Source organism: Maribacter antarcticus DSM 21422 (assembly GCF_000621125.1).
Taxonomy (GTDB): Bacteria; Bacteroidota; Bacteroidia; order Flavobacteriales; family Flavobacteriaceae; genus Maribacter; species Maribacter antarcticus.
In genome coordinates this window covers 343557-355728 of record NZ_KK211214.1, presented here as the reverse complement: position 1 = coordinate 355728, position 12172 = coordinate 343557, and the positions used below count along the sequence as shown (strand labels likewise).

The window sequence follows — 12172 nt, the reverse complement described above, 5'->3', positions numbered from 1 at the left end:
GTGGGAAACAAAGCATATTTCTAATCTAAAAACTCAATTACCTTATGGACTATTTTTCGTCGGATTTTAAGTTGGGTATTTTAGGAGGCGGACAATTGGGCAAAATGATGCTCTATGAGACGCGTAAATTTGACATTCACACTAAAGTTTTGGAGACCTCAAACGAAGCCCCATGTAAGATAGCCTGTGATGAATTTATTTTGGGAAGCTTAATGGATTTTGATACAGTATACAACTTTGGTAAATTAGTAGATGTCCTGACCATCGAAATCGAAAACATAAACCTTGATGCCTTAGAACGGCTAGAAAACGAAGGCGTAAAAGTTTACCCACAATCCAAAGCGCTACGCATCATACAAAACAAGGCAAGACAAAAGCATTTTTACACCGATAACGGCATTCCTACGGCAGAATTTGCGAGATTCGCCTACGCGAGCGAAATTGAAGATAGTATCAAGAATGGCGGATTAGAGTTTCCATTTGTATGGAAAGCAGCTCAATTTGGTTATGACGGTCAGGGTGTAAAAGTAGTGCGTACCATGGCAGATCTAAAAGGTTTACCTCCTGGAGAATGTATCGCCGAAAAAATGATTCCGTTTAAAAATGAATTGGCTGTAATCGTAGTCAGAAACCCAAGTGGACACGTAGTAACCTACCCTGCAGTGGAAATGGAATTTCACCCAGAAGCCAATCAAGTGGAGTATGTGATTTGCCCAGCTAGAATTGATGACGCTGTCGCTAAAAAAGCACAGAAAATAGCGTTACAGGTTTCTGAAAAAATTGACCATATAGGTATTTTGGCCGTAGAGATGTTCCAAACAAAGGATGACCAAATATTGGTCAATGAAGTAGCACCAAGACCACACAATAGTGGACATTACAGTATAGAAGCTAGTTACACCAACCAATTTGAGCAGCATATTCGTGCCATACTAGATTTACCCCTTGGAAATACGGCAAGCAAAGTCGCAGGCATCATGGTAAACTTAGTTGGGGCCGAAGGCTATACCGGAGAAGTTGTTTATGAAAACATAGAAAAAATAATGGCTATGGATGGAGTTACGCCTCACATCTATGGAAAAAAACAAACACGGCCTTTTCGTAAAATGGGACACGTAACCATTGTGAATGAAGATGTTGATACTGCAAGAAGGGTTGCACAACAAGTAAAAGAAACGATAAAAGTAATCAGTAAATAATTATGAGCAAAGTAGCCGTAGTAATGGGAAGCACTAGCGACCTACCCGTAATGCAAGATGCCATTGATATCTTAAAAGGTTTTGATATTGAAGTGGATGTGGACATTGTTTCTGCACACCGCACACCAGAAAAACTTTTTGATTTTAGTAAGAATGCACACACCAATGGCTATTCTGTTATTATCGCAGGTGCAGGTGGTGCTGCACATTTACCAGGTATGGTAGCCTCTATGTCGCCTTTGCCCGTAATCGGTGTTCCTGTAAAAAGCAGTAATTCTATAGATGGATGGGATTCTATACTCTCCATTCTTCAAATGCCTGGTGGAGTTCCTGTTGCGACCGTTGCCTTAAACGGTGCAAAAAATGCAGGTATTCTTGCAGCACAAATTATCGGAAGCGCTGACAAATGTGTTCTAGATAAAATTATTCTTTACAAGGAAGGCTTGAAACAAAAGGTAATTGATGGAGCGAAATCAGTTAACGGCAAACAATAGTTTTCAGTTAGCAGAAATAGTAGAATAATTTTAAGCCACTGCAGCTATTTTATTTGAAATTGACTCGAAAGACTATAAACTTGAAACAAATTCCTTAAAATAAACTAATTATCCCTTTATGAATCCACTACTTACACCTTTTGATACGGCACCCTTTTCAAAAATCAAAAATGAGCATTTTAAACCTGCCTTTTTACAAACTATTGAAGCTGCAAGACAAGAAATTGACGCCATTACTGTTAACATAGCAGCGCCCAGTTTTGAGAACACCATTGAAACCATAGAGTTTTCTGGTCAACAATTAGATCGGATTTCAAGCGTATTTTTTAATTTAAACTCGGCGGAAACCAATGAAGAAATTCAAAAAATAGCACAGGAAGTTTCTCCCCTACTTTCAGAATTTGGCAATGATGTTACATTGAATGAGGAATTATTCAAAAGGATAAAATCCGTTTACGAGCAAAAGGATAGGTTACAGCTATCTGTGGAACAAAATACCCTACTTGAAAAACATTACAAAAGCTTTAGTCGCAACGGAGCAAATTTATCCAAAGACAAAAAGAAGCGCCTACGGGAAATAGATGCGGAAGCTTCAAAACTGAAATTACAATTTGGGGAAAATATTCTAGCAGAAACGAACAGATATGAAAAGCACATCACTAATGAAAATGACTTATACGGCTTACCTGAAGGCGCTAAGGAAGCTGCTACGCAGTTAGCAAAATCGAAAGGTAAAGAAACGGGTTGGTTATTGACCTTGGATTACCCCAGCTATATTCCTTTTATGAAATATGCGCAGAATAGGGCGTTACGGAAAGAACTATCTATGGCTTTCGGTAGTAAATCCTTTAAAGGAGATAAACTAGACAACCAAGAAAGCGTGCTAAAAATTGCGAAATTACGCCACGAACGAGCCAACCTATTAGGGTATAAAACCCATGCACATTTTGTTTTGGAAGAACGCATGGCAGAAACTCCTGAGAAAGTCTATTCGTTCCTAAACGAACTTCTGGAAAAGGCAAAACCCGCAGCGGAACGGGAATTCAAACAATTAGAAAAATTTGCAAAAGATTTAGATGGTATTGATCAGCTTCAGAAATGGGACAGCAGTTATTATTCTGAAAAACTAAAGCAGGAATTATTCAATTTGGATGATGAACAACTGAAACCCTTTTTTAAATTAGAAAATGTTATTGACGGTGTTTTCGAAGTAGCCAAAAAGCTTTTTGGCTTGCAGTTTGAAGAAGTTTCCGATATCGACAAATACCATGAGGAAGTTAAAACATACCGTGTATATGATTTAGAAAAGAATTTCATTTCTATCTTTTATGCCGATTTCCATCCTCGTGCAGGAAAACGTGGTGGCGCTTGGATGACTTCGTTTAAATCGCAATGGAAAAAAGATGGCGAAAATGTACGTCCGCATATATCTAACGTTTGTAATTTCACGCCTTCTACAGCTACAAAGCCATCACTTTTAACCTTTAATGAGGTCACCACTTTGTTCCACGAATTCGGACACGGCTTACATGGTATGTTAGCAAACACGACCTACCCTAGTCTATCCGGAACATCAGTCTATTGGGATTTTGTGGAACTACCGAGTCAGGTTATGGAAAACTGGTGCTACGAAAAAGAAGCTTTAGAATTGTTTGCAAAGCATTACGAAACAGGAGAAGTGATTCCTATGGAATTAATCCAAAAAATAAAGAAATCTGCCACCTTTCAAGAAGGTATGCAAACATTAAGGCAACTCAGTTTCGGACTTTTAGATATGTCTTGGCATGGTACGGACCCCACAAGTATTAACGATGTTAAAGCATACGAAACAAAAGCCTTTGCTGGATCTAATTTGTATCCAGACACACCAGAAACCTGCATGAGTACGGCTTTCGCTCATATTTTTCAAGGCGGTTATTCCTCTGGCTACTATAGTTACAAATGGGCAGAAGTATTAGATGCGGATGCCTTTGCCTATTTTAAAGAAAAAGGAATTTTTAATAAAGAAGTCGCTACGAAATTCAAGGAACATGTGCTATCCAAAGGGGGTACTGAAAACCCTATGGTCCTGTATAAAAGATTTCGCGGAGCGGAACCTAAGGTGGAGGCACTACTTGAAAGAGCGGGGCTTTTAGAAAAATAGGCGCATTCACAACCTATTTTTAGTAGTTCACAACCACAAGATTTAGGGTATCGGTTTGTGGTCTATTTTAGTCAACTAAACCTTTGTTTTAGAGTCGCTAGAGCAATATACAATAACTAGATAAAAAATAGCATTACCCCTATTCGCTTTTTTGGCTGTTACCTGCAGTACCGATTCTAAAGAGGTAAACGAAGAAATGACAAATAATGCCCCAAGCATTACGAGCTAACAATTCCGAATCACTAAACACGATCCAACAGGAACCGTAATTGGAGGCGTACAAGCATCCGATAGCAATAACGGCGAGCTTAGCTACACCCTAGAATCTACCCAAAACATCCTGAATAACGAAACAACAGGAGAACTAGGTATTGGTGTTGGGTTGAAACTGGATTATGAAACTGACCTTACTCTAAATTTTACAGTTGCAGTATTTGATGGCGCTGAAATTTCAGAGGGCGATATTTCGTTGAACCTATCCGGTATTAATGAATTCGATATCTCAAATGTCAATTTTATCACGGTAGGTTAACTCCACTACCAAGCGATTTTTCTTAAAAGCATTTGCTATATCTTCCGCCTCAAATAAGGCAAGTATACTTTGCTCTTCACTAATTTCCATTAAAATAGATTTTACGCCAACCCTACTTCCTTACAGCATACAAAGCGATTCTGAAGTACCGTCATACTCGTAACCATAAAAACTACCGACTATTAACAAGGAATTATAAACAAATGGGTACTTAGCATCTGGTACCGTCTTCTCTCTTTCCACAAAAGCATCAACATCTGAATACGTACTATAGAATAGGTATTCTTATTGTCGGCATTGTCCTTAACTATGGCAAAGTTTTTATTTACAACTAAATAGTGCTGTCATCCTTTCTCTATCTTGGCTTTATTTAATTTTTTGCGTAACGCCTTTACCTGCTTTTTTCAAAACCATCTACCAATAAAATATTCATAGTGACCGTCTGTAAAATTCTATCTTCGAGAACCAGTGACGCATTAATCGGACCATTTTCCTGACTCCATTCCTTCATTTTTTCGGCACCTATCGTGTTCAGTTTAAAATTAAGAGAATGTGTAATATCGGACGATGCAAAATCAGGTGTGGGAGGAAAGCATGAAAAAGAGCAGTAAAAATTCAGTTGGATACATGTTGATATTTTGTCCGTTTTATTAAAAATATCATAAAAGAACCTTCACTAAAAAGTTCAAAAAATATTAGCATCAAAAAACCTACTACTAACGCACAACTTATGCAAAAGGTATGGGAAGCGGCAAGCTTCGGATTTGGACTACCTGCCCTAAATAAATTTTAGAAATAAGCGCTGTAGTCATACGAACTGAAACCGAACTCAATATAAAAGTAGAAATGTGTTTCTCATGAAACTTTTGAATGTAGGATTTCAATTTGGTTTTCCGATGGTGACCAAAGTCTTAGGAGAGGATTGCGCTTAAATCAATTCTTTTCAGCCAATACAACATCGTAGCCACCTTCTAAGTTGATTACTTTTTTATAGCCCAGGGATAGTAATTTTTCTTGGGCTTTGGCACTTCTACCGCCCGCCTTACAATACACATAAATAGTTTCGTCCTTATTTATCACTGAAAATTTATTTTCAAAATCAACATCGAACAAACTAATATTTTGTGCATTGTGCAAGTGTCCTTGCTTAAATTCTTCAGGTGTTCTCACATCTACCAAAACAACATCTTTCGGGTGGTTTTCTAAAAACTCATTTATATGTTTTGATTTGGCTTGACCACAACCAAAATTAACTAATAGTAGAAAAAATACAATTATCTGAAGCTGTTTCATATACTGAAGGTTTTTACAAAAATAACAAATAATAACCATCACGGGATACCTGCAATACAATGAAAATAATCAAGGATGTTACCAGTATTTCCGTTATTTTTGAAAAGGACAAAACACCAATGATACAACACCAACTACAACCTGACCTCTGGGTAGATAGCTATGCAGATTATCTTTTCAACTTTGCCGTGGGTAGAGTGAGTGATTCCGAAGTTGCCAAAGATTTGGTTTCTGAAACCTTTTTAGCCGGACTAAAATCTGCTAAAAACTATAAGGGAGATGCCGCAGAACGCACTTGGTTAATAGCCATCCTGAAAAGAAAGGTCATTGATCATTATCGAAAAACGAATTCCAAAAAAGGGAAAGCAGAAGTTCGCATGAACTACAGTTCCGCAAGTGATGCCGAAGGCGACTGGATGGAAGAACAAGTAGCTGATCCATATAGCACACTGGAAAATAGTGTAATGGAAAATGAGGAATTGGGACTGGCCATTCAGGAATGTATCTCCAAATTACCAAAAAAGCAGTCACAAGTTTTTACTATGAAAACAATTGAAGGCATTAGCACGGAAGATATTTGTAATGAACTAGACATCAATCCGTCTAACCTTTGGGTCATGGTACACAGAGCAAGAACCGCGCTGATGGGATGTCTTAACCAAAACTGGTTTCAACTATGAATTCTTGTGACAAAGCAGCCATAATTTGCAATAAAGCCCAGTATAGGGAAGCTACTTTTTTAGAAATAGTAAAGCTACGTTTCCATCTCTTTATATGTAAAACCTGTTCTAAGGCCACCGAAAAGAATAACACCCTTACCTCACTTTGTGAAAAAGCAAAACTACAAAGCCTTTCAAATCAAGAAAAACTTAAAATGAAAGAAAAGCTTAAAACCTAAGTTTAAAACAACCCAACCACAAGCAGTATCAAATACCATCCTACAGGTATGGCTTCCACCCAAAAAGAAGAAAAATAGGCAGCCTGATTCCTCTTTGTAGCCTTCAGCAGACTGCATAGAACCAGAAACAAAACACCTTTGGACACCAAATCCGTAACACTTATTTCATCCTTAAAAAACGTAATAAAGAAAAACAGCAGCACCAAAAAGAAACCAAATACTTTTGTATTGGATACTCCAAAGCGCTGTGGAAGTGTTTTTAATTCTGGGTCATCATACTGTAAATCCCGTATTTCAAAAGGTATCAATAACACCAGAACGAATATAAATCGTTGCAAAGAGACGATTTGAACATTCCAAGATAATTCATAATCTTGACTTAAAACAGGAAGTAACACCGTAGCTCCCGTCCACACAAGTGCAACGATAAAAATTTTAAATCCGCCCCAACTCCTTAGATTCTTTGAACGTGGCAAAACAGGTAGCGTATACAGTCCCGAAACCAAAGCTAACACTGCGATAGCAATCCAGACTTCATGACTTAAAAAATAAGCATGATACAGCATAAAAGCCGCAGAAATAAAACTAAAGAACTGGATGTTTTTATGATAGCGGTTGGCCACCAAAACGTACTTTTTAGCTTCTACACCGTATTTAACAAAATTATAGCATATAATGGTTCCGAAAAAAAGAAACCAAGAAAGGTGCAAATCCGGTGGAATGTTTAAAGAAAGGGTAGTAACCCTCATTAAGGCTAATACAGCAAAAGCTACGTGTATACTGGCATCTAGATAAAAATCAAAAACACCTTTTAAAATCTTCATTAAACAAAAGTAGCCAAACTGTTTATAACCTTGGATTCTAGTTAAGAACTTTCGGCCTAAGCCTTAGAAAAATAGGTGTTCAGCACGCAAATAATTCTTAATTTTGCAACACTAATTCTAAGAAAATTATGAAGACAGACGTGTTTGCATCCCGCCATATAGGTATACGTGAAGAAGACCTACAACATATGCTGAAAGCCATATCCGTGGAGAATTTAGAGCAACTCATTTTTGAGACCATTCCTGAGGAAATTAGGTTAAAATCACCTTTGGCACTAGAAGCGCCTATGAGCGAACACGAGTTTTTGAGCCATATAGAAGAGCTATCCAAAAAGAATAAAGTTTTCAAATCCTATATTGGCTTGGGGTATCACGAGAGTTTAACACCCTCAGTCATCAAAAGAAATATTTTAGAAAATCCGGGTTGGTATACTGCTTACACGCCCTACCAAGCAGAAATAGCGCAAGGCAGGTTGGAGGCGCTTTTAAACTTCCAAACAGTAATTACAGACCTTACGGGAATGGAACTCGCCAATGCCTCCCTATTAGACGAGAGTACTGCCGCGGCAGAGGCCATGACCATGTTATATGATGTACGTTCGCGCGAGCAAAAGAAAAACGGAGTGTTGAAATTTTTCGTATCAGAAGAGGTATTGCCCCAGACTTTATCCCTGCTACAAACCCGTTCTACCCCACTAGGTATTGAGCTTGTTATTGGTAACCACGAAGAATTTCAGTTTGAGACAGATTTTTATGGTGCTTTATTGCAATATCCAGGAAAACATGGACAAATAAACAACTACGCGACTTTTGTAACCCATGCGAAAGAGAACGGTATTAAAGTAGCGGTTTCTGCAGATATATTAAGTTTAGTACTATTAACACCTCCAGGCGAATTTGGTGTAGATGTTGTTGTGGGCACGACACAACGTTTTGGTATTCCGTTAGGTTATGGTGGGCCTCACGCAGCATTCTTTGCTACTAAGGAAGCGTATAAAAGAAATATCCCCGGGCGAATCATTGGCGTAACCAAGGATACTGATGGTAAGCCGGCAATGCGTATGGCGCTTCAAACACGTGAGCAACACATCAAAAGAGATAAAGCTACATCCAATATTTGTACAGCGCAGGTATTGTTGGCCGTTATGGCAGGAATGTATGCCGTATACCATGGACCTAAAGGCTTGAAATATATTGCTGATAAAGTCCATGCATCCGCAACTACTCTTGCCGATGCCCTAGAGAAATTGGGGATATACCAAATCAATTCCTCTTATTTCGATACTATTACCGTTAAAATCGATGCTTCCAAAGTGAGACCTATAGCGGAACAACATGAAATTAATTTTTTATATATTGATACACAAACCATTTCCATCGCGGTAAACGAAGCTACAAGTATCAAGGACCTAAACGCAATTGTTTCTGTTTTTGCCCAGGCACTAGGCAAAGAAAGTATTATAATAAGCGAGCTGGTTACCGCATCGGCAATTATGAAAAGTGTACAACGTACCGCTCCCTACATGGAGAATAAGGTGTTCAATTCCTATCATTCCGAAACAGAACTGATGCGCTACATCAAAAAATTAGAACGCAAAGACCTCGCATTAAACCATAGTATGATTGCTCTGGGTAGTTGCACAATGAAGTTAAACGCAGCCAGTGAAATGCTGCCCTTAAGCCAAAGCAACTGGGGCAACATCCATCCTTTCGCACCTATTGATCAAGCGGAAGGCTACCAAATAATGCTAAAAGAATTAGCAAAAGACCTTACCACGATTACCGGGTTCGCAGATACTTCCCTACAACCCAATTCTGGAGCGCAAGGAGAATATGCTGGACTTATGGTAATACGCGCCTACCACGAATCTCGCGAAGATACGCATAGAAACATCTGTATTATTCCAGCTTCAGCGCATGGAACTAATCCGGCTTCAGCAGTTATGGCAGGCATGAAGGTCGTAGTAACCAAGACTGATGAAAAAGGAAATATAGATGTAGCCGACCTAGAGGAAAAAGTAAAGCAACATTCAGAAAACCTAGCAGCCTTAATGGTTACCTATCCATCTACCCATGGGGTTTTTGAGTCTTCAATAAAACATATTACACAGTTGATTCATGATCATGGAGGGCAAGTCTATATGGATGGTGCTAACATGAACGCTCAAGTAGGGTTAACACATCCTGGTAATATTGGCGCAGATGTCTGTCACTTAAACTTACACAAAACTTTTGCCATTCCACACGGAGGTGGAGGTCCTGGTGTAGGTCCGATATGTGTTGCATCACAATTGGTACCCTTCTTACCGAGTAATCCGGTAATAGAAACTGGAGGCGAGAAAGGAATTACAGCTATTTCGGGCGCCCCATGGGGAAGTTCTTTGGCCTGTTTGATTTCTTACGGATATATAAAAATGCTTGGAGAGTATGGATTAACGCGTTCCACAGAAATTGCAATATTAAACGCAAACTACATCAAACATCGTTTACATGGTAGTTTTGAGGTACTATACACTGGCGAAAAAGGAAGGGCCGCACACGAGATGATTATCGACTGTAGACCTTTTAAGGAAAACGGTATTGAAGTAACCGACATTGCAAAACGTTTAATGGACTATGGCTTTCATGCACCAACGGTATCCTTCCCCGTGGCAGGAACAGTAATGATAGAACCTACAGAAAGTGAAAGTTTAGCAGAACTAGACCGTTTTTGCGATGCCATGCTTTCTATTCGTAAAGAAATCAATGAATCCATTGCAAATGAGCCGAACAACGTCTTAAAAAATGCTCCGCACACTATGGATATGGTTACCAACGATATTTGGGACTTCCCTTATAGCAGAGAAAAAGCAGCATTTCCGTTATCATATGTTAAAGACAATAAGTTTTGGCCTTCGATAAGAAGGGTAGATGATGCGTATGGAGATCGTAATTTAATCTGCACCTGTGCACCCATAGAGGCTTATGCTGAAGCTTAGACTTGGCTAAAACAGTATAAAAAAGGGCTTCCAACGTATTTGGAGGCCCTTTTTAGTACATACATTGACAAAATAATGATATTGAACATCGTAATTTTTTGTTATGCACGCATAACAACATTAAGCTTTTGGGTTATCTTGTGTGGTACTAACCAAACAATAGTCAAATGCGTATTGGAATTACGGGAACGGGATGCTATGTACCCGGCACAATCGTAGCAAATAAAGATTTTGAAGAACATGAATTCTTAAATACGGACGGCACACCGTTCCAATATAACAACCCAGTTATCATTGAAAAATTTAAAGTAATTACCGGTATTTCCGAAAGACGCTATGCCGAACAGAATCTAAACACCTCAGACATTGCCTTTATAGCCTCCGAAAAAGCAATTGCCGATGCCAACATAGACAAGGAGGAACTAGACTACATCATATTTGCTCATAATTTTGGGGATATAGCACACGGTCAATCTCAAAGCGATATGCTACCAAGCTTGGCCTCCAGAGTAAAGCATTTATTGCGCATAAAAAATCCAAAATGCGTTGCCTACGACATGCTTTTTGGCTGTCCTGGATGGATAGAAGGCGTGATACAGGCTAATGCGTTTATTAAAAGTGGGATGGCCAGAAAGTGTTTGGTCATAGGTGCAGAAACCCTATCTCGAATCGTTGACCCTTTTGATCGTGATTCTATGATTTACTCCGACGGTGCTGGCGCAACCGTAATCGAGCAAAACGAAAATAAAGGTGGCATTCTAGCGCATACCAGTGCAACATACACATACGAAGAAGCCTATTTTCTTTTCTATGGGAAATCATATAATCCTGCGGCTTCGGAAACCAAGTACATTAAAATGCACGGCCGAAAAATCTATGAATTTGCCGTAAGCCATGTACCTAGCGCTATGAGAGATTGTTTGGACGAAAGTGGAATACCCATAAGCGAAGTTAAAAAAATAGTCATTCATCAAGCCAATGAAAAAATGGATGAAGCCATTGTAAAACGGTTTTACAAAAGTTATGGCATACCTGTACCCAAGGGTATTATGCCCATGAGCATCGGCAAATTAGGCAATAGTTCGGTTGCTACAATTCCTACCTTATTGGATATGCTACTGAAAGGAAAAATGCCAAATCACCAACTTACCAAAGGAGATGTTATTATCTTTGCCAGTGTTGGTGCTGGAATGAACATCAACGCCATTGTTTATAGGGTTTAAGCTTCAAGTTCAAGGTTGGGCATGATAAAACCCTGACACCTGAAAACTAAAAAATGTACGAAAAGACTTTTCCGAACAAACGTTTTAAACAAACGATGGGATTTCTGGAAAAACATATCCCAAAAGACGAGGCTATTTTGGACTTAGGGGTTTCCAATCCGCTTTCCGAAATAATGATAGAACGTGGCTACAACGTTACGAATACAAACGGTGAAGATTTGGATAGCGAACTTACCACTACTACCGATTTTAAAGGCAATGTAGTGACGGCTTTTGAAATTTTTGAGCATCTATTAGCCCCATTAAATGTACTTTCAGAAATAAGAGCCGAAAAATTAGTGACAAGTATTCCATTACGGCTTTGGTTTTCCACTGCATATCGCAGCAAAACAGACCCTTGGGACCGTCATTACCACGAGTTTGAGGACTGGCAGTTTGATTGGCTTCTTGAAAAAGCCGGTTGGGTGATAAAGGACCGATTAAAATGGACACACCCAGTAAACAAGTTAGGTATCCGCCCGATATTGCGTCTACTTACACCCAGGTACTACATTGTTTATGCTGAACGCAAAAAAGCAAAAACCTAAA

The 12172-nt window shown here is 39.0% G+C and carries 9 protein-coding genes; 7 read left to right on the top strand and 2 right to left on the bottom strand.

What is annotated here, in order from left to right:
* The first annotated feature begins 44 nt into the window (after positions 1-44).
* From Q360_RS0118000 to Q360_RS0117990, 3 genes are all read left to right on the top strand, one after another.
* Complete coding sequence (locus Q360_RS0118000) at positions 45-1199, top strand: 5-(carboxyamino)imidazole ribonucleotide synthase (protein ID WP_027078316.1); 1155 nt, start codon at positions 45-47, stop codon at positions 1197-1199.
* A gap of 2 nt (positions 1200-1201) precedes the next feature.
* Positions 1202-1693: a 5-(carboxyamino)imidazole ribonucleotide mutase gene (purE, locus tag Q360_RS0117995; RefSeq protein ID WP_027078315.1), complete on the top strand. Its 492-nt coding sequence runs from the start codon at positions 1202-1204 to the stop codon at positions 1691-1693.
* Positions 1694-1811: 118 nt separating this feature from the next.
* Positions 1812-3836 carry a M3 family metallopeptidase gene (locus Q360_RS0117990; RefSeq protein WP_027078314.1) on the top strand — a complete coding sequence of 675 codons (2025 nt, stop codon included), beginning with the start codon at positions 1812-1814 and terminating at the stop codon, positions 3834-3836.
* Between the two features lie 1465 nt (positions 3837-5301).
* On the opposite strand, the gene Q360_RS0117975 is transcribed toward Q360_RS0117990, so the two are convergent.
* The gene (locus Q360_RS0117975; RefSeq protein WP_027078313.1) at positions 5302-5661 is read right to left on the bottom strand and encodes a rhodanese-like domain-containing protein; all 360 of its coding nucleotides are present in this window, start codon (positions 5659-5661) and stop codon (positions 5302-5304) included.
* Between the two features lie 119 nt (positions 5662-5780).
* Between Q360_RS0117975 and Q360_RS0117970 the strand changes: the two genes are divergently transcribed.
* Entirely contained in the window at positions 5781-6341 is a 561-nt protein-coding gene (locus tag Q360_RS0117970; RefSeq protein ID WP_027078312.1) for a sigma-70 family RNA polymerase sigma factor, read from the top strand.
* 220 nt (positions 6342-6561) lie between these two features.
* On the opposite strand, the gene Q360_RS0117960 is transcribed toward Q360_RS0117970, so the two are convergent.
* Positions 6562-7383 carry a UbiA prenyltransferase family protein gene (locus Q360_RS0117960; protein WP_027078310.1) on the bottom strand — a complete coding sequence of 274 codons (822 nt, stop codon included), beginning with the start codon at positions 7381-7383 and terminating at the stop codon, positions 6562-6564.
* Between the two features lie 128 nt (positions 7384-7511).
* Here Q360_RS0117960 and gcvP point away from each other — a divergent pair, with 128 nt between their 5' ends.
* The 3 genes from gcvP to Q360_RS0117945 all read left to right on the top strand — a co-directional run bounded on the left by gcvP (position 7512) and on the right by Q360_RS0117945 (position 12171).
* Positions 7512-10361, top strand: a complete 2850-nt coding sequence (gcvP, locus tag Q360_RS0117955; protein ID WP_027078309.1) for an aminomethyl-transferring glycine dehydrogenase — start codon at positions 7512-7514, stop codon at positions 10359-10361.
* A gap of 167 nt (positions 10362-10528) precedes the next feature.
* Positions 10529-11584, top strand: a complete 1056-nt coding sequence (locus Q360_RS0117950) for a 3-oxoacyl-ACP synthase III family protein (RefSeq protein ID WP_027078308.1) — start codon at positions 10529-10531, stop codon at positions 11582-11584.
* 53 nt (positions 11585-11637) lie between these two features.
* A complete protein-coding gene (locus tag Q360_RS0117945) occupies positions 11638-12171 on the top strand; it encodes a methyltransferase (protein WP_027078307.1) in 534 nt (177 codons plus the stop codon).
* The last annotated feature ends 1 nt before the right edge of the window (position 12172 follow it).